20 protein-coding genes are annotated in these 23,133 nt (G+C 59.8%); 14 read left to right on the forward strand and 6 right to left on the reverse strand.

What is annotated here, in order from left to right:
* The first annotated feature begins 269 nt into the window (after positions 1 to 269).
* The 3 genes from AC1DF8_RS11570 (at position 270) to AC1DF8_RS11580 (ending at position 3,346) form a co-directional block, all read left to right on the forward strand.
* Positions 270 to 1,754, forward strand: a complete 1,485-nt coding sequence (locus tag AC1DF8_RS11570; protein WP_478153630.1) for a cyclic nucleotide-binding domain-containing protein — start codon at positions 270 to 272, stop codon at positions 1,752 to 1,754.
* 10 nt (positions 1,755 to 1,764) lie between these two features.
* Positions 1,765 to 2,658 (forward strand): LysR family transcriptional regulator, encoded by an 894-nt coding sequence (locus AC1DF8_RS11575; RefSeq protein WP_478153632.1) that lies wholly within the window; start codon positions 1,765 to 1,767, stop codon positions 2,656 to 2,658.
* A 208-nt stretch (positions 2,659 to 2,866) separates the two neighbouring features.
* Positions 2,867 to 3,346, forward strand: coding sequence for a carboxymuconolactone decarboxylase family protein (locus AC1DF8_RS11580; RefSeq protein WP_113014387.1), 480 nt, complete (start codon positions 2,867 to 2,869; stop codon positions 3,344 to 3,346).
* 135 nt (positions 3,347 to 3,481) lie between these two features.
* Here AC1DF8_RS11580 and AC1DF8_RS11585 read toward each other — a convergent pair whose 3' ends face one another.
* Both AC1DF8_RS11585 and AC1DF8_RS11590 read right to left on the reverse strand, forming a co-directional pair.
* Complete coding sequence (locus tag AC1DF8_RS11585) at positions 3,482 to 4,168, reverse strand: MgtC/SapB family protein (RefSeq protein WP_478153716.1); 687 nt, start codon at positions 4,166 to 4,168, stop codon at positions 3,482 to 3,484.
* Positions 4,169 to 4,273: 105 nt separating this feature from the next.
* The gene (locus AC1DF8_RS11590) at positions 4,274 to 5,206 is read right to left on the reverse strand and encodes a hydrogen peroxide-inducible genes activator (protein ID WP_112969117.1); all 933 of its coding nucleotides are present in this window, start codon (positions 5,204 to 5,206) and stop codon (positions 4,274 to 4,276) included.
* Between the two features lie 189 nt (positions 5,207 to 5,395).
* On the opposite strand from AC1DF8_RS11590, the gene katG reads away from it, so the two are divergent.
* The 3 genes from katG to AC1DF8_RS11605 all read left to right on the forward strand — a co-directional run bounded on the left by katG (position 5,396) and on the right by AC1DF8_RS11605 (position 10,014).
* Positions 5,396 to 7,579 (forward strand): catalase/peroxidase HPI, encoded by a 2,184-nt coding sequence (gene katG, locus AC1DF8_RS11595; protein ID WP_478153635.1) that lies wholly within the window; start codon positions 5,396 to 5,398, stop codon positions 7,577 to 7,579.
* Between the two features lie 225 nt (positions 7,580 to 7,804).
* Positions 7,805 to 8,014 (forward strand): hypervirulence associated TUDOR domain-containing protein, encoded by a 210-nt coding sequence (locus tag AC1DF8_RS11600; RefSeq protein WP_478153637.1) that lies wholly within the window; start codon positions 7,805 to 7,807, stop codon positions 8,012 to 8,014.
* A gap of 194 nt (positions 8,015 to 8,208) precedes the next feature.
* Positions 8,209 to 10,014 (forward strand): diguanylate cyclase, encoded by a 1,806-nt coding sequence (locus AC1DF8_RS11605; RefSeq protein WP_478153639.1) that lies wholly within the window; start codon positions 8,209 to 8,211, stop codon positions 10,012 to 10,014.
* Positions 10,015 to 10,038: 24 nt separating this feature from the next.
* On the opposite strand, the gene AC1DF8_RS11610 is transcribed toward AC1DF8_RS11605, so the two are convergent.
* The 4 genes from AC1DF8_RS11610 to AC1DF8_RS11625 all read right to left on the reverse strand — a co-directional run bounded on the left by AC1DF8_RS11610 (position 10,039) and on the right by AC1DF8_RS11625 (position 13,383).
* Positions 10,039 to 10,239 (reverse strand): hypothetical protein, encoded by a 201-nt coding sequence (locus AC1DF8_RS11610; protein ID WP_246715548.1) that lies wholly within the window; start codon positions 10,237 to 10,239, stop codon positions 10,039 to 10,041.
* Positions 10,240 to 10,380: 141 nt separating this feature from the next.
* Complete coding sequence (locus AC1DF8_RS11615) at positions 10,381 to 11,400, reverse strand: quaternary amine ABC transporter ATP-binding protein (protein WP_478153641.1); 1,020 nt, start codon at positions 11,398 to 11,400, stop codon at positions 10,381 to 10,383.
* Positions 11,393 to 12,280, reverse strand: a complete 888-nt coding sequence (locus AC1DF8_RS11620; RefSeq protein WP_183886366.1) for an ABC transporter permease — start codon at positions 12,278 to 12,280, stop codon at positions 11,393 to 11,395. The genes AC1DF8_RS11615 and AC1DF8_RS11620 overlap by 8 nt, the downstream gene beginning before the upstream one ends.
* A 104-nt stretch (positions 12,281 to 12,384) precedes the next feature.
* Positions 12,385 to 13,383, reverse strand: a complete 999-nt coding sequence (locus AC1DF8_RS11625) for an ABC transporter substrate-binding protein (protein WP_112546314.1) — start codon at positions 13,381 to 13,383, stop codon at positions 12,385 to 12,387.
* A gap of 448 nt (positions 13,384 to 13,831) precedes the next feature.
* On the opposite strand from AC1DF8_RS11625, the gene AC1DF8_RS11630 reads away from it, so the two are divergent.
* The 8 genes from AC1DF8_RS11630 to AC1DF8_RS11665 all read left to right on the forward strand — a co-directional run bounded on the left by AC1DF8_RS11630 (position 13,832) and on the right by AC1DF8_RS11665 (position 23,115).
* Positions 13,832 to 14,620 (forward strand): GntR family transcriptional regulator, encoded by a 789-nt coding sequence (locus AC1DF8_RS11630; protein ID WP_183886365.1) that lies wholly within the window; start codon positions 13,832 to 13,834, stop codon positions 14,618 to 14,620.
* Positions 14,610 to 15,446: a 5-dehydro-4-deoxy-D-glucuronate isomerase gene (gene kduI / locus AC1DF8_RS11635; protein WP_183886364.1), complete on the forward strand. Its 837-nt coding sequence runs from the start codon at positions 14,610 to 14,612 to the stop codon at positions 15,444 to 15,446. The genes AC1DF8_RS11630 and kduI overlap by 11 nt, the downstream gene beginning before the upstream one ends.
* 5 nt (positions 15,447 to 15,451) lie before the next feature.
* The gene (gene kduD, locus AC1DF8_RS11640; RefSeq protein ID WP_183886363.1) at positions 15,452 to 16,207 is read left to right on the forward strand and encodes a 2-dehydro-3-deoxy-D-gluconate 5-dehydrogenase KduD; all 756 of its coding nucleotides are present in this window, start codon (positions 15,452 to 15,454) and stop codon (positions 16,205 to 16,207) included.
* Positions 16,208 to 16,294: 87 nt separating this feature from the next.
* Positions 16,295 to 16,978 (forward strand): amino acid ABC transporter permease, encoded by a 684-nt coding sequence (locus AC1DF8_RS11645; RefSeq protein WP_112546318.1) that lies wholly within the window; start codon positions 16,295 to 16,297, stop codon positions 16,976 to 16,978.
* 8 nt (positions 16,979 to 16,986) lie between these two features.
* Positions 16,987 to 17,640, forward strand: coding sequence for an amino acid ABC transporter permease (locus AC1DF8_RS11650; protein ID WP_112546319.1), 654 nt, complete (start codon positions 16,987 to 16,989; stop codon positions 17,638 to 17,640).
* On the forward strand, positions 17,624 to 18,352 hold the full coding sequence (locus AC1DF8_RS11655) for an amino acid ABC transporter ATP-binding protein (protein ID WP_113014378.1): 729 nt from the start codon (positions 17,624 to 17,626) through the stop codon (positions 18,350 to 18,352). Before AC1DF8_RS11650 ends, AC1DF8_RS11655 begins: the two co-directional genes overlap by 17 nt.
* Positions 18,353 to 18,462: 110 nt before the next feature.
* The gene (locus AC1DF8_RS11660) at positions 18,463 to 19,257 is read left to right on the forward strand and encodes a transporter substrate-binding domain-containing protein (RefSeq protein ID WP_112546321.1); all 795 of its coding nucleotides are present in this window, start codon (positions 18,463 to 18,465) and stop codon (positions 19,255 to 19,257) included.
* 231 nt (positions 19,258 to 19,488) lie between these two features.
* Complete coding sequence (locus AC1DF8_RS11665; protein ID WP_478153646.1) at positions 19,489 to 23,115, forward strand: hydantoinase B/oxoprolinase family protein; 3,627 nt, start codon at positions 19,489 to 19,491, stop codon at positions 23,113 to 23,115.
* The last annotated feature ends 18 nt before the right edge of the window (positions 23,116 to 23,133 follow it).

A 23,133-nucleotide genomic window follows, 5' to 3' on the forward strand; every position in this document is an offset into this window, starting at 1 on the left:
TCATGCTTCGCCTTTATGACAGCGGATTTTACGAAAGCGCGTTGAAAGTCCGGATTCTGCTAAACGGCGGGAATGACCGCCCGAACTCAGAGGCGTCGATCTTGAGGCGGGTTCCAAGATGCCTTTAGCCGTCTTTCTGAGAAGCTGCCGTCGGCCATAGACCGACAGGAGCGAGTTCAAAACCTATCTTTCCCGATCAGCCTGTCTCTGCCCGCAAGCGACGGCTGGTGGCTGTATTCCCTTGTATATTTTGCCGATGAGAAAACCGGATGCCGCAGGAAATCGCTTCGTTCGTCGTCTTGCTGAATGTCCTGGGCATAGCAGGCATCGTCGTATGGCATCTGCAGGGACGGTCCCGGCCATACGCGCGCCTGATCGTGCAGATCGCCTTCTTTACCGCGATGACGATTGTTCTTCTGCTGGCAGGGATTGTCCCGTTTCGCTTCGACCCACCGCATCTGGAAAGCATGAGTGCGCTCGTTGTCTCTGCGAAGATATTCTGGTGGGTGCATCTCTCATGGGCCGTCATCGGCTTTCTGCGCATCTACATCGTGCTGGATGGGAGGCCACGGGAGGCGAGGCTCATTCAGGACCTTTTGATTGCGGTCGTTTATCTCGGTGTCGCCTTGTCGGTCATGGCTTTCGTCTTTGGCGTTCCGATCGGGACGTTGCTGGCGACATCAGGCGTCATTGCCGTCATCCTTGGTCTTGCCTTGCAGAATACGCTGGGGGATGTGTTCTCCGGGATCGCGCTGACGCTGGGGCGCCCCTATGTCATCGGCGATTGGATCGTTCTCAGCGACGGCACGGAAGGACGGATCGTTGCCAGCAACTGGCGCTCGACGCATCTGCTGACAGCCGCTCACAATATCGTCGTCTTGCCGAACAGCGTGCTTGCCAAGCTTGGGCTGACCAATATCAGCAGGCCGGATGAAAATCATCAGATTACGCTGTCGATCCGGATTGTGCCGACACGCATGCCGCACGTCATCCGCGGCGTCATGCAAACGGTGCTGGATAGCTGCAACTCCATCATCAAGGATCCGCCGCCGGCCGTTTCACTTGTCGGCATCGACGCCAGTGCGGTTGATGTGGAACTGTATTTTCAAGTCACCAGTCCACTGAAGCGAGGTGTCGCCCGCAGTGAGGTCATCGACCTCGTATACCGACACTGCAAGTCCAGCGGACTTCAGCTTGCGATGCCGCTCAGCAAGGTCATCACGGCGACTGAGGTCATTGCACAGAATGCATCGGCCTCCAGCACGGGCCCGGCGCAAAGCCTCATCGAAGCGATCCCCATTTTCTCGGTGCTTACAGAGGAGGAGACAACAGCGCTCGCGGTATCAGCGACCAGGCGCATTTTTTCTCCCGGTGATGAGATCGCAAAAGAAGGGGACTCTCTTGCGAGCCTGATGATCATCCGGGCCGGGATCGTTTCGATGAGAAGAGACGGCGAGGAGGCGGCGCGCCTGGCGCCCGGCGATTTTTTTGGCGAAGGTGGCTTCCTCGCCGGAATTGGCGAGAGCCATGCGCTTCAGGCGGTAACACGGGTGACCGTTTATGAAATCAGCAAGGAAGCTTTTGCACCACTTCTGGGCGGTCGCCCCGAGCTCGCGGAGGATCTTGCAGCAAATCTCGCCTATCGGGAGGCGTTGAGCGGGAACATGGGCAATCATGCCATGCAGCATGATCGCCGGCGGTCCTACCTGCTGCAAGCCATTCGATCGGTATTCCGCAATCATGCACATGGGTGACCATCGCGCCGTGGGTAATTTGCTAGGTGAGGCAGCGGGATTGGTAGCGTTTGTCCGAACCGTCGAAACCGGATCCTTCAGCGCGGCGGCGCGCAGCCTGCGGACAACGCCGTCGGGCGTATCGAAAAGCGTTTCCCGGCTGGAAAGCCTGCTCGGGCTCAAGCTCTTTCGTCGCTCGACACGTCTCCTTACGCTGACACCGGATGGAGAGACCTTCTTCGGAAACATTGCGCCACTTCTCCGGCAGATCGAGGAATCTTCGGATGTCTTTCAAGCGGATCGCGGCGCGACCGGTCATTTGCGTGTGAGCCTGCCAAGCGAGCTTGCGAGGCTTCTCATGCCGCCCATCTTCACACGCTTCCTGCCGCAGCATCCCGGCATAACGCTCGATCTCGGGACGACGGATCGGCATGTGGACTTGATCCGCGAAAACTACGACATCGCGTTTCGCGTCGGTAAGGTCACGGGAAGCGACTTGATGATGCGCACGCTGGTGCATCTGGAGATGGTACTGGTCGCATCGCCTGCGTTTATCGAGACATGGGGACAGGTGAGTTCGGTGGAGAGGTTGCGTGAAATACCCTTCGCGCGCTACGCGATCGACGGCCGTACATATCCCGTTCGCCTTGGCGATGGCTCGACAATGATGCCGACAGGAGAGGTGGATCTCGACACAGCGACAGCGATCCGGATCGCGGCCTTGAGCGGTGTGGGCGTCGCTTATCTGATGAAATGCATCGTTCAGGAGGAGCTGGATAGAGGGGAATTGATCCAGCTTCTGCCCGAGCTCGAACTGGAGATGATGCCGTTCCAGGCTGTCCACGCATTTGGCAGGATGCCGACTTACCGCCTGCAGCTCTTTTCGGATTTCATCGAGACCGAAATGCGTAAGCACGCACCCTGATAAGCACGGTCGTGCGACCAATGCAGATCCGGCAGCCACGCCCGAAATCTCGGACAGGGTTGGGTTACCAACAAGGCCGCTCATACCGTTGGATCTATCCCCAACCGATGGTTAGCTACCGTTTTTCCTCGCGCTTGGTACTCATTCCGTGACCGCCTGCCTCGGCGGTCTGTTCCCCAAATGAACGATTTTGAAGGACGAGGATGACATGACGCAAAGACTGAATTACGCCCAGCTTTCACCAGAGCTCGTCAAAAAGCTCTCCGCCTTCAGCATGGAATTGAAGGAGAGCTCCATCGAGCAGACGACCAGGGATCTGGTCGAAATCCGCGCGTCCCAGATCAATGGCTGCAGCTTCTGCGTGGACATGCATTCCAAGGAAGCAAAGATCCATGGCGAACGTGAACTCCGTCTCTATCACGTCGCCGCCTGGCGTGAATCGACGCTGTTCAGCCCGCGCGAGCGCGCCGCCCTTGCGTGGACGGAAGCGGTCACCAAGCTTTCCGACACCGGCGTTCCGGACGAGCTTTATGAGAAGGTCCGCGGCCAGCTTTCCGAGAAGGAAGTATCCGACCTGACCTTCCAGATCATGGCCATCAACGCATGGAACCGGATCAGCATTGCGGTCAAGGCCGTTCCGGGCACCGCGGACAAGCTTTACGGCCTGGACAAGGCCGGTCTGCAATAAAAACGATGACCGATATTACGGCCGCATGGGAATGCGGCTGCAGCGAGCGGCTTCCTTTGGTCACAAAGAGCCGACAATTTTTGCAGCGTAGTGCGTTGCGTGGAGGCCATGCCGGTGCTGCCTAAAGCTGGTTATTCATGTCGCTGTCGTGCGATACTCGAACCGGGTCACACGGAAGCTTTTTTCCAGCGATGCAGCAACTTGATCCGCGCTTGGAACACCTCGGACGGACTTCCACCTGATCTCGTAGATCAGTTGGCGATGCCCGCCCTCGATATCCCTCAGCCCCGTGAAGATCGCCTCGGAAAGTTCAGGAGTTGCCGCCTTCACATCGGGAAATCCTGAAACGTTTTCCAGTCTGATCGATACGGTGCCCTTCTGGTCGCCTGATATCCATCGGTCGACATGCTTCAGCGGCGAAAGGATGAGGACGGCAAGGATGGTGACAACGGAGCCCACGGCAATCTGACCGCCGCCGAAACACAGGCCAATTGCCGTTATCAGCCACAGAGTCGCCGCGGTGGTGACACCGGTTGCGATGTCGCCGCGTCGAAGGATTGCGCCTCCGCCGATGAAGCCCACGCCGGTGAGGACGCCGAGTGGGAAGCGCAGGATATCCATCGATCCGTTTGCGCTTTGGCTCGTTGCCAGGAGGATATTTGCCTGGATCATCGAAAGGCAGGCGGCAAGACCAACGAGAATGGTGGTGCGCAATCCGGCGGCATGTCCGCCTCGCTCCCTGTCGAGACCGATAAATGCGCCAGCGACGATCGTTGCTGCCAGACGAAGTGCGATATCCGTCCAGTTCGGCGTTACGGGCATCAGGTCGATGAGATCCAATTCAGCCGCTCCCGTGCTCTATTTCCGAAGGTTTCAAGCGTGGGAAGCTAGAGCGCGGCCGGGGGCGGGCCAGTGGAGCAGCGGAAATCAGCCTTTGACTCCTGCTCGTGCCGGATCGACATGCTGATGCAGGCTTGCGGCCGAGTGACGAATGACCTCTGAAATCTGCAGCAGTTGTTTGACCAAGGGTGTCGAATTGCGCCAGATGATGCCGATCGTTCTCAACGGCTGAGGCGTGCGAAATCGGGAAATGGAGACATCCGCCGAGCGTGTCTCCACGGGCACGGCCATTTCAGGGATCAGGGTGACGCCGATGCCGGCGCTGACCATCTGTACGAGCGTCGAAAGCGAGCTGCCCTCCATGATCTCCCGAGGGCGAGTCGATTCGATGCCGCAAAAGGACAAGGCCTGATCCCGGAAGCAATGTCCCTCTTCCAGGAGAAGCAGGCGCATTTCGCGCAGCGCCTCGGGTTCCGGCACCGGCTTGCCCTCGTCTTCGCGGTGGCGAACCAGCACGAATTCTTCCTCGAATAGTTTGATCTCGGTAAGAGACGGCTGGGACACTGGCAATGCGACGACTGCCAGATCCAGCTCGCCTTGCGCCACTTCGTGAACCAGTCTGGTCGTCAAGGTTTCGCGCACCTGTATTTCGATATTGTCGAAGGTCCTGTTCAGATCGCTGATGATCGCCGGCAGCAAATAGGGGGCGATGGTCGGGATGATGCCGATTCTCAGCCGCGTCAGCAGTCTGTCCTGCGAGGCGCGGGCAAGATCTCCGAGCTCGTCGACAGCTCTCAGAATGTCGCGCACACGCATCGCAAAGAGCTGTCCGAAGGCGGTCAGCCTGACTTCACGCGCGCCGCGCTCGAAGAGATCTCCGCCGAGTTCTTCCTCCAGCTCCTTGATCTGCATGGACAAAGCGGGTTGCGAAATGGCGCAGGCGTCGGCCGCATGCCGGAAGCGGCCATGGCGTGCCAGCGCTTCAAAATAACGTAGCTGTTTGAGCGTCAGGTTGGTCATAAGATGAACTTATCGCAGCTATCAGTAAATCCAACTTAAAATTATCACACGCTTCCGATAAAAGGGAGGAGAGGGAGGATGCATGCTCGCCCGCTCGATCAGCAGCAAGGCGTCAAGCATGCAATCAGGCCCAATAGTTTAACGGACAGGCTGTCTCTGGATGGCTGCCTGGAGCAACAGGAGAAAACTATGGACCACAAACCTGACAGCGCGGGCAAATGTCCCGTCGATCATTCGGGAGCAAGCGCCAGACGCAATCGCGACTGGTGGCCGAGCCAGCTCGACCTGCAGATGCTTCACCATCACTCCGGTCTTTCGGATCCGATGGGCAAGGATTTTGACTATGCCGAAGAGTTCAAGAAGCTCGATCTCGATGCGGTGAAGAAGGATCTTCACGCGCTGATGACCGACTCACAGGACTGGTGGCCGGCAGACTTCGGCCACTACGGCGGTCTCTTCATCCGCATGGCCTGGCACAGCGCCGGCACCTATCGCATCACCGACGGCCGCGGTGGCGCCGGTCAGGGTCAGCAGCGCTTTGCGCCGCTCAACTCCTGGCCTGATAACGTCAATCTCGACAAGGCCCGCCGCCTGCTCTGGCCGATCAAGCAGAAATACGGCAACAGCATTTCCTGGGCCGACCTCTTGATCCTCACCGGCAACGTCGCGCTCGAATCCATGGGCTTCAAGACCTTTGGTTTTGCTGGCGGCCGTGCCGACGTCTGGGAGCCGGAAGAGCTCTACTGGGGTCCGGAAGGCACCTGGCTTGGCGACGAGCGCTACAGCGGCGAACGCGAGCTCGCGGAGCCACTCGGCGCCGTGCAGATGGGCCTGATCTACGTCAACCCGGAAGGCCCGAACGGCACGCCCGATCCGCTCGCATCGGCTCGCGACATCCGCGAGACCTTCGCCCGCATGGCGATGAACGACGAAGAGACGGTGGCACTGATCGCCGGCGGTCATACCTTCGGCAAGACCCACGGCGCGGGCGACCCGTCGTTTGTCGGCGTCGATCCTGAAGGTGGCGAACTCGAGGCGCAGGGCCTCGGGTGGGCGAGCAAGTTCAACAGCGGTGTCGGCCGCGATGCCATCGGCAGCGGCCTGGAAGTCACCTGGACGACGACCCCCACCAGGTGGAGCAATAATTTCTTCTGGAACCTGTTCGGTTATGAATGGGAATTGGAAAAAAGCCCGGGCGGTGCTCATCAGTGGGTCGCAAAGGGCGCTGGCGCCACCATCCCGGATGCCTTCGATTCTTCGAAGAAGCACCTGCCGCGAATGCTTACCTCCGACCTCGCGCTGCGCGTCGACCCGATCTACGAGGCGATCTCGCGCCGCTTCCTCGAAAACCCGGATCAGTTCGCAGACGCCTTTGCCCGCGCCTGGTTCAAGCTTACCCACCGCGATATGGGCCCGAAGGTTCGTTATCTCGGCAAGGAAGTTCCGGCAGAAAACCTGATCTGGCAGGACGTCATCCCGGCCGTCGATCACGCGCTCATCGACGACAAGGACATTGCTGAACTCAAGGCCAAGGTCGTTGCGTCCGGCCTGTCCGTTCAGGAACTCGTCTCGACCGCATGGGCATCCGCTTCGAGCTTCCGCGGTTCCGACAAGCGTGGCGGCGCCAATGGCGCGCGCATTCGTCTTGCCCCGCAGAAGGACTGGGAAGTCAACGAGCCGGCACAGCTCGCCAAGGTTCTCGGCACCCTCGAAGGCATCCAAAAGGACTTCAATGCAGCTCAGACCAGCGGCAAGAAGGTCTCTCTCGCCGACCTGATCGTGCTTGCCGGTGCGGCCGGTGTCGAAAAGGCTGCCAAGGCAGGTGGCCAGGACATCGTCGTGCCGTTTGCGCCGGGTCGCATGGATGCATCGCAGGAGCAGACCGATGCCGCTTCCTTCGCGGCTCTCGAACCGCGTGCCGACGGTTTCCGCAACTATGTGAACAGCAAGCGCCTGCAGTTCATGAAGCCGGAAGAAGCCCTTGTCGACCGTGCCCAGCTGCTGACGCTGACCGCGCCTGAAATGACGGTTCTCGTCGGCGGCCTGCGTGTGCTGACGGCCGGAAAGCCGGAGCATGGTGTCTTCACCGCGCATCCGGAAGCGCTGACGAACGACTTCTTCGTCAACCTGCTCGACATGGGCACCGTCTGGGCACCGCTCGCCGGCAAGGACGGCGTTTATGAAGGCCGCGACCGCAAGACCAACGTGGTCAAGTGGACCGGTACCCGCATCGACCTGATCTTCGGCTCGCATTCGCAGCTGCGCGCGCTCGCTGAAGTCTATGGCCAGTCCGATGCCAAGGCGAAGTTCGTCAAGGATTTCGTTGCTGCATGGAACAAGGTCATGAACGCTGATCGCTTCGATCTCGTCTGATCATGAATCTACCCCGGACGCGGCGACCGCCGCGTCCGGGGTAATGCGTGGGCAGTCTTCGCCCGCCATGCGCTGCATTCTTAGCAGGTTTCCTTTCGACATTTCCTTGCCTTGACGGACCGCGCTGTGATTTCGCAGCCGCGTGCTATCGGATCATGCTGTACGAACCAAACCCGTCATTGAAGCGTTCCTGCAAGACAACTTGTTTCGCTGGAAGGAAAGACGATGGGTGAGAAGCTCAGGAAGGGCGACAAGGTATCCTGGAATACGAGCCAGGGCGAAACGGTCGGCAGCGTGGTCAAGAAGCAGACGGCGCCAACGAAAATCAAAGGGCACGAGGTAAAAGCCTCGAAGTCGGATCCGCAATATATTGTCGAGAGCGAAAAGTCCGGCAAAAGAGCGGCTCACAAACCCGAGCAATTGCGCAGAAAGTGATTGAACCTGCCGTTCTGCTTTTGGCACGATGCGTTTGCGGCCGCGAAGTCGAAACCAATGAAAGAGGCCCGAGCGGAAACGCTGCGGGCCTATTAATTTTTTCTGAACTCGATCTGTGAAATAATAGGCTTCTCACTTTTTTGTAACATTGAGATTTTCGGACGCGGTAAGTCTCTGTAAATAAAGTGGAAGTTATGCGCATCAGCACCATCACCAACTGGGCCTATGGCATTACCGTGATCCTCACGGCGCTTTCGGCTGCCGCCTTTATCATGTCGTCGCGTAGTGCAGAGGATGAGCGGCGTGCGGTTGAGGAGCATCTTGTTCTCGATACGCTGACCGAACAGCTCGAGGTGGGTGCCGAACTCTCCAGCGATGAGGCTAGGCTCTATGTCATGCGCGGCGAACAGCGCCACCTCGATGCCTTCAAGGCGGACGCGGAAACCGAACGGCGGCGCGAGACGGCGGCCGAGCAGATCGCGGCGAGAGACATATCCGCCGTGGAGCGGAATATTATCGAGGGCATGAACAAGCAGGCTGAGGCACTTGACGCCGTGGAAGCCGCCGCGATCGATGCTTTCCAGAAGGGTGACAGACAGGCAGCGCAGCAAACGCTTTTCGGTTCCGAGCATGAGCGGTTGCAGACGGCACTGATGGAGTCGGCCGGGCATCTGCGCGACGTCACGGCGACACGCACGGGAGCGGCGCTCGATGACGCGCGCCGGCGCAGCGACCAATGGAACCTTGTCGCCAAGATCATGCTGGCGATGACAGGCCTGCTTTTTCTTGCCGTGCTCTACTTTATCCTTCGCCGTCGCGTGGCTATGCCTCTGGTGCGCATGACCGGCATCGTCAGCCGACTTGCCAAGCAGGATTATGCGGTCGAGGTCCCTGACGATCATCGCCGTGATGAGATCGGCGAAATGAACGAAGCGATCCAGATCTTTCGTGAAAACGGGCTTGAGCGTGAGCGTCTGGACGCGGAGCGACGCGCTGATCAGCATACCAAGGATCTCATCCTGCAGATGATGCACCGCCTTCAGGCCTGTGAAAATCAATATGAACTGGCCGATGTCGTCGCGCGCTTCGCGCCGCAGATCTTTCCGGGTATTGCCGGAAGTCTTTATATCCTCGACGAGGACAAATCCGTTCTTGCGCAAACCGGCACATGGCTGGAGCCTGTGAATGCGCAGGCGGCTTTTCCCGCCAGTGCGTGCTGGGGCCTGCGGCGCGGCCGCCCGCACATGAGCGGCACCGGCGATGGAGATGTGCCCTGCCAGCATGTGGAAGGAAGCGGTGTTGCCTCCTCCTGTTTCCCGTTGACGGCGCAGGGTGACATGATTGGTCTTCTCTATCTGGAGGAGCGCCACGGGCAAATACCGGCGCTGGACAGTGTTCGCCTCTATCTGGAACTGATCGCCGAAAATGTGGGCTTGGCGGTCGCCAACCTGCAGTTTCGTGAAAAGCTGACAGATCTCGCCATCCGCGACCCGCTAACGGCGCTTTTCAACCGCCGTTTCCTGGACGAAACGTTGCACCGACATGGGCGCGACAAGGGCCAGGAGCCGCTCGCATGCCTGATGATCGACATCGATCACTTCAAGCGTTTCAACGACCAGTTCGGCCACGATGCGGGCGACATGGTCATGCAGTATGTCGGGCAGGTTCTGCGCAGCGCTGTGGCCGATATCGGCAACGCATTCCGCTTCGGTGGCGAGGAATTCACAATTCTGCTGCCGGACTGTAGCGAGGAGGATGGTTTCGACTTAGCTGAAAAGCTGCGCGCGCAGATCGGTGGAGCGGCACTTTCACATTCAGGTCAGATCATCGGTGCGGTGTCGGTATCCATCGGAGTGGCGGCATCACCTGCAGAAGGCGTGGTCGATACGCTGGTCAGCCGCGCCGACGCGGCCCTTCTCGACGCCAAGGCCAAGGGCCGCAACAAAACTGTTCTTGCAAGCAGTTTGCGCAGGCCAACGCAGGAAACGTTGCGCGCCTGATATCAACAAAGAAGCGAGAGGCGATCAGCCGCCGACGACGCCGTGTGGCGCCAATTCGACGATCTCGCGGGCTGCGCCGTAATCGCGCTCATGGGCCGAGCGGTAGCGGTGTTCGGTGCGGCCGGTCAGATCACGATAGTAACGGTCGGTCATGCCGTCGGCATAGGTGCCGGTGTCAGCATCGAAGTCTTCGGTCGACGGCTTCATCGAGAAAAATTTGAACATCTTCACGGTCCTCCACAGCGTGCTATCAACATCCGGACGTATCGTTCGGTTCCTTCTCCCAGATCATTATAACGAAAAAATTAACCATGTTTAAACAAACGGCATGTGTTTGAGCCCATGCCGCATGATTGCTTAAGATTTTCATGCCTGGTGAAGGAGCAGCGCCAGCAGTTCCTGCAATGAAACGCCGCCGAGCGATTGACCTTCCTGTGATATGACAGTGGCGGACGAGACGTCGGCGCGGGACATTTCGCGCAATGCCCCTTCGATATCCATATCTTCGCAAAGCTGCAGCTGGCTTTCGACCGGAATTTGCTTCGCGACGGCACCGATCTTGATGACCCGGCCCCGATTGACCTCCTTTACGAAGGCGGCGATGTAATCATTGGCGGGGTTGAGGACGATTTCAGCCGCCGAACCCTGCTGGATCACCTCGCCGTCACGCAGGATGGCGATTTTCTCCCCGAGCCGGAGCGCTTCATCGAGATCGTGGGTAATGAAGACGACCGTTTTCTTCAGGTCCTTCTGCAGATCGAGAAGGACGGTCTGCATATCGACGCGGATCAGCGGGTCGAGGGCCGAATAGGCCTCGTCCATCAGGAGAATTTCGGCATCGTTGGTTAGGGCCCGCGCCAGGCCGACACGCTGCTGCATGCCGCCCGAGAGCTGGTTCGGATAGTGGCCACCGAAGCCCTCCAGGCCGACGCGCTTGATCCAGGCATTGGCCCGCTCCTCGCGCTCCGCCTTGGCGACACCCTGGATCTCCAGGCCATAGACAGTGTTCTGCAGCACGTTGCGGTGCGGCAGCAGACCGAAACGCTGGAAGACCATGGCCGTCCTACGGCGGCGGAATTCGCGAAGCTGCAAGGCGTCCATGCGGCAGACATCTTCGCCGCCATAGAGGACTTCGCCCGAAGTCGGGTCGATCAGTCGGTTGATGTGACGGATCAGCGTCGATTTGCCGGAGCCGGAAAGCCCCATGATCACGGTGATCTTGCCGCCGGGAATGGTGATGTTGATGTCCTTCAGCCCGAGCACATGACCGTGCTCCCTGTTGAGCTCGGTCTTCGACATGCCCTTGCTGACGGCGTCCACATAGTCACGGCCGCGCGGACCGAAGATCTTGAAGAGGCTCCGGATCTCGATCGAATTACTACCCATGCACGATCTCCCGGTGCTTCTGGAGCCGTAGGCCATAGGCCTGGCTGATTCGGTCGAAAATGATGGCAATGCCGACGATTGCGAGGCCGTTGAAGACGCCGAGGGTGAAGTACTGGTTGGAGATGGCTTTGAGAACCGGCTGCCCAAGCCCCTGAACACCGATCATGGAGGCAATGACCACCATGGCGAGCGCCATCATGATCGTCTGGTTGATGCCGGCCATGATGGTTGGCAGCGCCAGCGGCAGCTGGACGTTGCGAAGCTTCTGCCAGCTCGACGAACCGAAGGCGTCGGCGGCCTCCAGCACATTCTCGTCCACCATGCGGATGCCGAGATTGGTGAGGCGGATCATCGGCGGCAGCGCGTAGATGACAACGGCGATGACGCCAGGTACGCGACCGATGCCGAGAAGCATGACGACGGGAATCAGGTAGACGAAGCTCGGCATGGTCTGCATGACGTCGAGGATCGGATTGACGATTTTCTGCATCGCATTCGAGCGCGCCATCATGATGCCAAGCGGGAGACCGATGACGATCGAAAGCACGGTGCAGACGAAGATCATCGACACGGTCTTCATCGTATCCTGCCACATGTCGAAATAGCCGATGACAAGAAGCGTTAGAACACAGCCAATGACGACCTTCCAGCTGCGGCTGGCAAACCAGGCAATTGCGGCAAAAGCGATGAGAATGATTGGCCAGGGTGTGCCGGTCAGCAGCCGCTCTGCCCAGATGAGAAAGCTTTGCAGCGGGCTGAACGCAGCCTCGATGCTGTCGCCATAGGCGCGGGTGAAGGCGCGAAATCCTTCGTCGACGCTCTTCTTCAGCTCGCGCAGCACGTCGTCATTCATTGTCGGAAATTTCCAGAGCCAATCCATACCGGTCCCCAAATAGATAGTGGCGGCGGCCGATTGTTGTTTTGGCCGTCGCGCCGAAGGATTGTCTGGGCAGCGCCGAGGCTGCCCATGTCATGTCCGAGTGCTTAGAGCGAAGCCTTGATCTTTTCGGCGGCTTCCGGCGAGACCCAGTCTTTCCAGAGGGGCTCGTTGTTCTTCAAGAAGTATTTGGCGCCGTCTTCGCCTGTCGCCTGGTTATCGGTCATCCAGGCGATCAGCTTGTTGACGGTGTCATTGGTCCAGGCGCGCTTCTTCAGGTAATCGATGGCAGGTCCGCCGCGATCGGCAAAGCTCTTGCTGATCAGCGTCTGCACATCGTCGGACGGCCAGGCATTCGGCTTGGGATCGGCGCAATCGGCAATAGAAGTACAACGCTTCCATTCGGCCGCATCATATTCCGTTCCGTATCCAAGCTTGACCATCTCGTATTTGCCAAGCAGCGAGGTCGGTGCCCAGTAATAGCCGACCCAGGCCTGCTTGCCTTCGTAGGCCTTGGCGATAGAGCCATCGAGACCTGCGGCAGAACCGGTGTCAACGAGCGTAAAGCCTGCCTTCTCCGCATCATAGGCCTTGAAGAGCTGCGCGGTAACGACAGTGCCGCCCCAGCCCTGCGGGCCGTTGAAGACGGCGCCCTTGCTCTTGTCTTCCGGCGCCGGGAAGAGTTCGGGATGTTTCAGGAGATCAGGAATGGTCTTGATGTCCGGATGGGCGTCGGCGATGTATTTGGGAATCCACCAGCCCTGTATCGCGCCGTCAGAGAGGATCTTGGCGCCCTGGACGACCTTGCCACCTTCAAGGCCGCGCTTGACCAGCTCCGGCTGCAGGCTGACCCAGGCTTCCGGCGCAACGTCCGGCTCTCCCTTTTCCGCCATGGAGGTGAGCGTCGGGACGGTGTCGCCGCTGACGATTTCTGCCGAACAGCCATAACCTTCCTCGAGGATCAACTTATCGAGGCTTGCAGCCACTTCTGCCGACTGCCAGTTCATGCTTGCGATGGTGATATTGCCGCAATCGGCGGCAAAGGCGCTGCCGCCCGCGAGCATGGCGCCAGCTGCGAGAATGGTGGATGCCAAAAGTACTTTCATTTTTTTGTTCCCTCTGGTCGCGGTGCATCCTGAACCCGGGCGCCGGCGGCACCGCACGCCGACCCCTGCATTGAGCCTGCTTTAGGGCTGCAACAGCCATTCTGGTTACGTCAAAAAATGGCGCATTAGAGCCGTCTTTCAATGCTGTCTTAAATACGGCGTCGCTTACGGAATGTCGGGTTGACGCGATCGCGCTATGGTTGTTGCCGTAGCAGCGGCATACCATCGGGCTGCATAATGAGTTGTGGCTTTCGAGCATCCAGGATGGGCAGCATTGGTGGCTGCCCTCATCCCGCGCCAACCCTTCCACGACGCAATTTTCGAAAACGAAGGATGCGCTTGTCAGAAGTTGGATACTAATATATTACTTCCTTCATCAGGCCGAAGGGAGGCGGTTATCGATGGCTTTAGATACCCAATGTTCAAATCTTGCCGGTGAAGGGACGCGATGAATTCGCCCACCGGAATCACGCGCAAGAAACGCTCCCTTCAAGGCGTCACGGTGCTCTCGCATCAGCGCGCAGCTGCACCGCGAGCGGCGACGCTGGTCTACAATGCGCTTCTCGATGACATCGTGTCGTTGCGCCGCAAGCCGATGGAGCTGTTGAACGAGAAGGAGCTCGAAGCGCAGTTCGGCGTCAGCCGCACGCCGATCCGCGAGGCGATCATCCGTCTTGCCGATGACGGTCTGGTGGACGTCTTCCCGCAGTCGGGCACGTTCGTTTCCCGTATTCCGCGGCGGGCGCTTTACGAGGCGATGCTCGTGCGCAAGGCGCTGGAGGATACAACGGTTTCGATCGCGGTCGAGAAGATGACGCCGGCGGGTCTAAGGGCGCTGGAGCGCAATCTTGCTGATCTCGATGCCTGTCACCGTGAAGGTGATGTCGCAGCCTTCCATATCATCGACAATGATTTCCACCAGCTCATCAGCACTATCGCCGGCTTCCCCGGCATCTGGGCAATTATCCAGCAGGTCAAGGTTCACAGCGATCGTTACCGCCTGCTGACGCTGCCGCAGCAAGGCCGCCTGACGCGCGTCATCGACGAACATGCAGCCGTGATCGATTGCATGCGGACGGGTGACAAGGATGGCGCAAAGGCCGCCATGGAGTTCCATCTCGGCAAGCTGCTGCACGAGGTCGAACAGGCCGAGATGCTCGACCCAGCCTATTTCATTGAGGATGCCCCGCAGATGGTGGCCTCCGGAGGAGAGAAGGATAATTCCAATGCAGATTGACGTGCGACACGCCTCCCATCCCGAAGCTGTCAAGGGTTTCGATACGGAAACCCTGCGGCGTCACTTCCTGGTCGAGACGGTGTTTGTGCCTGGCGACATCCGGCTCACCTATTCCCACTATGATCGCATGGTGATCGGCGGCGCTGCGCCGCTCGGGGCGGCTCTCGCGCTGACCGCGCCGAAGGCGATTGGCCAGGAAACGTTTCTGGCCGAGCGCGAGCTCGGCGTGTTGAATGTCGGCGGCGCCGGTCGCGTGATCGTCGATGGCACCAGCTACGCTCTGGCGAAGTACGATTGCCTCTATGTTGGCAGGGGTGCGGTCGATGTCAGCTTCGAAAGCGCCGATGCCGGCAATCCGGCGAAATTCTACCTCGTTTCGACGCCCGCTCATGCCGGCCATCCGACGGTGCTTTTGACGCGTGACAAGGCGCGGCACCTTACGCCGGGCGAGGCGGCAACCGCCAACAAGCGTTCGATCTATCAATATATCCACCCGGAGGTCTGCCAGTCCTGCCAGCTGACCATGGGCTTCACCAGCCTCGAGACCGGTAGCATCTGGAATACCATGCCGAGCCACACGCATGACCGGCGCATGGAAGCCTATCTCTATTTCGATCTCGATGCCGACCAGCGCGTCTTCCACTTCATGGGCGAGCCGCAGCAGACGCGTCACATGCTCGTCGCCAACGAGCAGGCGATCATCTCACCGCCCTGGTCGATCCATTCCGGTGCCGGAACGAAGAACTACAGCTTCATCTGGGCAATGGCCGGCGACAACAAGAGCTTTACCGATATGGACCATATCGCAATCGGCGATCTGAGGTGACGGCGATGCAGGCCCTTTTCGATCTCTCGGGAAAAACGGCCGTCGTTACCGGTGCCAATACCGGCATCGGGCAGGGCATTGCCGTAGCGCTTGCCGAAGCGGGTGCCTCGATCGTCGCCGTCGGCCGCTCGTCTATGGACGAGACGGAAGCACTGGTCGCCAAGGCGGGTGCAAAATTCCACGTCATCAAAGCCGATCTCGGCACGATCGAGCCGGTCAAGCCGATCGTTGCGGAAGCGCTGGAGCGCTTTGGAGCCCTCGATATCCTCGTCAACAATGCCGGCATCATCCGCCGCGCCGACGCGATCGATTTTACCGAGGAAGACTGGGATGCGGTGATGAATGTCAACCTGAAGACAGCCTTCTTTCTGTCTCAGGCTGCTGCTCGTCACATGCTTGAAAAGGGGCGTGGCAAGATCATCAACATCGCCTCGCTGCTTTCCTTTCAGGGCGGTATTCGCATCCCGTCCTACACGGCCTCGAAGAGCGGCCTCGCCGGTCTGACGCGGCTGCTTGCCTGCGAATGGGCGGGCAAGGGCGTCAACGTCAATGCCATCGCACCCGGCTATTTCGTCACCAATAACACGACAGCGCTACGCGAAGATGCCGACCGCAATGCGAGCATTCTTGCCCGCATCCCGGCGGGCCGCTGGGGAGAGCCCGGCGATATCGGTGGCGCGGCGGTATTCCTGGCGTCGGCGGCATCGGACTATGTGCACGGAACGGTCCTGCCGGTTGATGGAGGCTGGCTGGCGCGCTGACGCGACAGCCGAGAGGAGACATGACGCATCCCTGCGGGGAGGCGAGGTTGCGCCAGTGGAGTTGGCGTGGCCGGAACGGAGGAGGACATGCAGTACCAGTTCGATTTTTCGGCCTTGCTGCCCTATTGGAGCGATTTCCTGTCGGGCGCGCTCGTCACGATCGAGATCACCGTCTTTTCGGTGGTCATCGGTCTCGTGATCGGCGTTGCTTGCGCGATCGCCCGTCGCTCGACTATCGGGCCGCTGCGCGCCCTCGTCAGTATCTATGTCGAGACAGTGCGTAACACGCCGTTCATCGTGCAGATCTTCTTCATATTCTTCGGACTGTCGTCGGTCGGCATCCGCCTGCCGATCATTGCCGCCGCTGTCTTCGCCATGGTCATCAATGTCGGTGCCTATACGGCCGAGATCATCCGTGCAGGCATGGATTCCATCCATCCAAGCCAGATCGAGGCAGCCGAGGCGCTCGGCCTGTCGAAGCTGCAGATCTACCGTGACATCATTCTCCTGCCGGCGATCGAGCGCGTCTATCCCGCGCTTTCCAGCCAGTTCATCCTGATGATGCTGTCCACCTCGATCGCTTCGCAGATCTCGGCCGAGGAGCTGACGGGCGTCGCCAACAACATCCAGTCGAACACGTTCCGATCACTGGAAACCTATATGGTCGTCGCGGTCCTCTACATCGCCATTACCTATCTGATGCGGGCAGGCTTCTATGGCCTCGGTCTCATCGCCTTTCCGCGCCGCCGCCGGCTCGGCACGTCGCTCTAGGGGTTGCCATGCTCGGTGGATTTTCCTTCAATCACCTCATCTATCTGCTGGATGGCCTCGTCTGGACGGTGGTGCTGTCTGCACTCGCCTTCGTGCTGGGCGGCATCGCCGGCTTCTTCGTGATGCTTTGCCGCATTTCGCGCTTCCTCTGGCTGCGGCGCGCTGCCCTCATCTATATCCAGATCGTTCAGGGCACGCCGCTGCTCATCCAGATGTTCATCCTCTATTTCGGCCTGGGGGTGATCAATATCTCGGTGCCGCCGCTGGTGGCGGCCGGCCTCGGCATGATGATCTATTCGAGCTCCTATCTCGGCGAGATCTGGCGCGGTTCGGTGGAGTCGATCTCGCGTACCCAGTTCGAGGCGGCCGAATGTCTCGGCCTGACGCGCTGGCAGGCGCTACGTGACGTGATCCTGCCGCAGGCGCTGAGGATCGCCACGCCGCCGACGGTCGGTTTTCTCGTCCAGCTCGTCAAGAATACCTCGCTCGCCTCGGTCGTCGGCTTCCTGGAGCTGACACGTGCGGCGCAGGTCATCAACAATTCCCTGTTCCAGCCCTTCCTGGTGTTCGGCATCGCAGCGCTTCTCTATTTCGCTGTGTGCTACCCGCTGTCGGTCTGGAGCCGCTCTCTCGAGAGGAAGCTCAATGTCGGTCGCCGTTAAACTCACCAATGTCGTCAAGCGCTTCGGCGCTCTGGAAGTGCTGAAGGGCGTCTCATTCGAGATCAATGCCGGCGAGGTGGTGGCGCTGATCGGCCAGTCCGGCTCCGGCAAAAGCACCGCACTTCGCTGCATCAACCGGCTGGAGACGATCCAGGACGGCTCGATCGAAGTGTGCGGCCACCGCGTGGAAGATCCGAAGCTCGATCTCCGGACACTGCGCCGGGATATCGGCATGGTGTTCCAGAGCTACAACCTCTTCCCGCATATGACGGTTGCCGAAAACATCATGCTGGCGCTGCGCCGCGTGAAGGGCATGCGCAAGGACCAGGCCTTCGAGATCGCGAGGCAGGTGCTCGCCAAGGTCGGTCTCTCGGAAAAGATCGATGCCTATCCGGAGCAATTGTCGGGCGGCCAGCAGCAGCGCGTGGCAATCGCCCGTTCGCTCGCCATGCAGCCGAAGGTGATGCTCTTCGATGAGGTAACGTCTGCTCTCGACCCGAAGCTGACAGGCGAGGTGCTGCGCGTGATGGAAGATCTCGCCCGCGGCGGCATGACGATGATCGTCGTCACCCACGAGATGGGCTTTGCCAAGCGCGCTGCCAACCGCGTCATCTACATGCATACCGGCAAGGTCTGGGAGACGGGTGGCGCCGATATCCTGAGCAATCCGCAGACACCGGAGCTCAAGGAATTCATGGCTGCAGAGCTTTAGACCCCGGTACTTGCGGGAGGGAATTGCCTGCGCCGGATGAACCGGTGCGGGTTTTACAGGAGGCCCGACAAAGAGCGGGCAGAGGCAATCAGGTAGAGGAGACTTGGAGTATGCCGAAGACAATGATTTCGAAACTGGCACTGTTGGCCGGCGCAGGCTTGCTGGCGCTGGCAAGTGTTGCCCATGCCGACGTGCTCGACAATATCAAGAAGGCGGGCAAGGTGCGCATCGCGGTCGCGATGGGCATTCCGGAATATTCCTTCGTCGATGAAAACCTCAAGCCCACCGGCTCGGACGTCGAAACCGCGAAGCTGATCGCCAAAGATCTCGGCGTCGAACTGGAACTGGTGGAAATCACCAACGCTGCGCGCGTTCCCTCGGTCCAGACAGGCAAGGCCGACATGGTCGTCTCTTCGCTTGGCATTACCGAGGAACGCAAGAAGGCGATCGATTATTCCGTTCCCTATGCGACGCTGGCACTCGTCGTCGCAGCTCAGCCGAGCGTTGAGATCAAGAACTATGCCGATCTCGATGGCAAGCGCATCGGCGTTACCCGCGCGACCACCAACGACCAGGACATCACCGCCAATGCGAAGGGCGCCGATATCGTTCGCTTCGAGGATGACGCTACGCTGATCACCTCGGTTGTCTCCGGCCAGGTCGATATCCTCTCCAGCCAGTCGGCTGTCATCAACGGCATCAACAAGAAGATGGCCGATCATCCGCTGCAGGTGAAGTTTACGCAGAAGGAGACCAATCTCGGCATCGGTATTCCAAAGGGTGAAGCTGGTCTCAAGACCTGGCTCGACCAATGGGTCAAGACCAATTTCGACAACAAGGTGCTGCGCGACATCTATCGCAAGTACCACAATGCCGAACTGCCCGACGATCTGACCTCGCGTTGATCGAATAGCGGCGCCGATGCCTTCATGGCGCCGGTCTTCGACTATCCTTGATTTCTGCCGATTTTGTCGCCGCGGCCCATGTGCCGCGGCGTTCGATTTTATGCGCCTGAATATCCGGCTTCTGCTACGCCGTCCTTCCATCGATAGCTGTGGCGACTTTGTTCTCTGTAAAACGTTGACGATTTATCGATAATTTCTTAGTGATATTGGAAACGAACGGCGGAGGCGATTTTGTCGGGCATTGCAGCTGGTAGCTGGGACTTCTGGATCGACCGTGGGGGCACCTTCACCGATATCATCGGGCGCGACCCGTTCGGTGCACTCCACGCCCGCAAAGTGCTGTCTGAAAACCCGGAAGCCTATCGCGATGCGGCTGTGCACGGCATTCGCCTGCATCTCGGCCTGACGGCGGATGAGCCGATTCCGTCCGGGCTGATTGGCGAGATCCGCATGGGCACAACCGTTGCCACCAATGCGCTTCTGGAGCGCAAGGGCGAACCTCTGGCGCTTGTGACGACGAAGGGTTTTCGCGATGCGCTGCGCATCGGCTATCAGGAACGCAAGAAGATCTTTGCGACGGAGATCGTCAAGCCGGAAGCGCTCTATCAGGATGTGGTCGAGCTCGAAGAGCGTGTTCTCGCCGACGGTACCGTCGAGACAAAACTCGACGAAGCCGCGACCGAAGCAGCACTCCGCGATCTGCGAGGCAAGGGTTACCGCGCCGTCGCCATCGTCTTCATGCACGCCTACAAATATCCCGCACACGAGGCAGCGGCCGCGCGCATCGCGCGCGCCATCGGCTTCGAGCAGGTTTCTGTCAGCCATGAAGTCTCGCCGCTGATCAAACTGGTCGGTCGCGGCGATACGACTGTTGTCGATGCCTATCTTTCGCCGGTGCTCGGCCGCTATGTGCATCAGGTCTCCGATGAGCTCGACGTCGCGAGAACCGGCGCCCGCGTCATGTTCATGATGTCTTCGGGCGGGCTTACGGCCGCCGATATGTTTCAGGGCAAGGACGCGATCCTGTCCGGCCCTGCCGGCGGTGTGGTCGGTCTCGCCAAGACCGGCGAGCAGGCAGGTTTCGGCCACGTGATCGGCTTCGACATGGGCGGCACCTCGACTGACGTCGCGCATTTCGACGGCGAATATGAGCGTGCTTTCGAAACGGAAGTGGCGGGTGTGCGCGTTCGTGCACCGATGATGCTGATCCATACGGTGGCGGCCGGTGGCGGCTCTATCCTGCATTTCGAAAGCGGCCGTTTCCGCGTCGGGCCTGATTCCGCAGGCGCTTTCCCAGGCCCCGCCTGCTACCGTAATGGCGGGCCGCTTGCGGTGACCGATGCCAACGTCATGGCCGGCAAGTTGCCGCCCGATTTCTTCCCGACGATCTTCGGCCCGAACCAGGACCAGCCGCTCGATATCGAGACGGTGCGGCAGAAATTCGCCGCGCTTGCAGCGGAGATCGGTGACGGACGCAGCCCGGAAGAGGTAGCCGACGGCTTCATCCGCATCGCCGTTGCCAATATGGTCGAGGCGATCAAGAAGATTTCCGTCCAGCGCGGTTATGACGTGACGCGTTACGCATTGAACTGCTTTGGCGGTGCCGGCGGCCAGCATGCCTGCCTGGTGGCCGATGCGCTCGGTATGAAGAGCATACTTCTTCATCCGATGTCCGGCCTGCTCTCGGCCTATGGCATGGGCCTTGCCGATATCCGCTCCACCCGCCAGAAGGCGCTCGGCGTGCCGCTCGATGCGGCCGCACCGGCAGCGATGACAGCGCTTGGCAGAGAATTGCAGGGCGAGTGCCTGCCGGAGCTGGTGGCGCAGGGCGTCGAGGCCGGCAAGATCAAGACGGTGTTGCGTGCCCATATCCGCTATGCTGGCACCGATACGCTGCTCGCCGTCGAGGCATTGTTCCCGCAGGATGACGACGCGGCGCGCCTGCGCAGGGAATTCGAGATCCTGCATAAGCGCCGCTTCGGCTTCATCGCCGAGGACAAGCCATTGGTCGTGGAAGCCGTCGAGGTGGAATGCATCGGCGGCGCGGCCGCCGAAATTGACGTTGATCGTGGCGAAGCGGCTGAGGGCGAGGCATTGCCCATCCGACGCACCCTGTTCCATTCGCAGGGCGAAAGCCATGACGCGGCGGTTGTCATGCGCGATGGCATTCAGCCCGGCCAGACCGTGACCGGACCGGCCATCATCATTGAGCCGAACCAGACCATCATCGTGGAAGACGGCTGGCAGGCGAAGCTGACGGCGCACGATCATATCGTGCTCACCCGCATCAAGGCGCTGCCGGAGCGCACGGCGATCGGAACCAAGGCTGATCCGGTCATGCTGGAGATCTTCAACAATCTTTTCATGTCGATTGCCGAGCAGATGGGCGTCACGCTGCAGAACACCGCCTATTCCGTCAACATCAAGGAACGGCTGGACTTCTCCTGCGCGGTCTTCGATGCGGACGGCAATCTCGTCGCCAATGCGCCTCATATGCCGGTTCATCTCGGTTCCATGGACGCGTCTGTCGCCACTGCCATCCGCGAAAATCCGGTCATTCATCCGGGCGACGTCTTCCTGATCAATGCGCCCTACAATGGCGGCACGCATCTGCCCGATCTCACGGTCTGTACGCCCGTTTTCGACGATGCCGGCACACACATCCGTTTCTGGGTGGCGAGCCGCGGGCACCATGCCGATATCGGCGGTATCTCCCCGGGCTCGATGTCGCCTCTCGCGACGCATATCGAGGAGGAAGGCGTCTACATCGACAATTTCAAGCTGCTCGATCGTGGCAAATTCCGCGAAGACGCTCTTGCGGATTTGCTTACTGGTGCGCGTTATCCAGTGCGCACGCTGGCGCAGAACGTCAACGACCTGAAGGCGCAGGTTGCCGCCAATGAGAAGGGCGTGGCGGAACTGAAGAAGATGATCGCGCTCTTCGGCGAGGACGTGGTCGATGCCTATATGGGCCATGTGCAGGATAACGCCGCCGAAAGCGTGCGCCGTGTGCTCGACCGCCTGCCGGATGGCGAATTTTCCTATGAGATGGATCAGGGCTGCAAGATCGTCGTCAGGATTTCCATCGATCGGGAAAAACGCGAAGCAACCGTCGATTTTACCGGCACGTCAGCGCAGCGCTCCGACAATTTCAACGCGCCGGCGCCGGTGACGCGCGCTGCCGTGCTCTATGTTTTCCGGGTGCTGGTCGAAGCCGATATTCCGATGAATGCCGGCTGCTTGCGGCCGATCCGCATCGTCATTCCCGATGGCACCATGCTGACGCCCGTTTATCCGGCAGCCGTCGTTGCCGGCAATGTCGAAGTCAGCCAGGCCGTTACCAATTGCCTGATCGGTGCCGTCGGCGCCATGGCCGCGGCCCAGGGCACGATGAACAACCTGACCTTCGGCAACGACAAGTACCAATATTACGAAACCATCTGCTCCGGCGCGCCGGCAGGCCCGGGCTTCAACGGTGCGGATGCCGTGCACACGCATATGACCAATTCGCGCCTCACCGATCCGGAAATCCTGGAGAGCCGTTTCCCCGTTGTGCTCGAGGATTTCCATATCCGGCCAAATTCCGGTGGCCGCGGTCAGTGGCATTCCGGCAACGGCACGCAGCGAACGATCCGCACGCTCGAGAAGCTGGAATTTGCCGTTCTCTCCGGTCATCGCCGCGTGGCACCGTTCGGGCTGAAAGGTGGCGAAGACGGGCAGACCGGCCGCAACTGCGTTCGCCGAAACGACGGTACGATTGATGAACTGATCGGTGCTGCCCACACGGTGTTGGAAGCGGGTGAGGCCTTTACTGTCGTGACGCCAACTGGCGGCGGGTACGGACCGAGAGATGCCTGAGCAATTGGGATGGAAGTG

It is taken from the genome of Rhizobium sp. 05N49, from assembly GCF_056396805.1.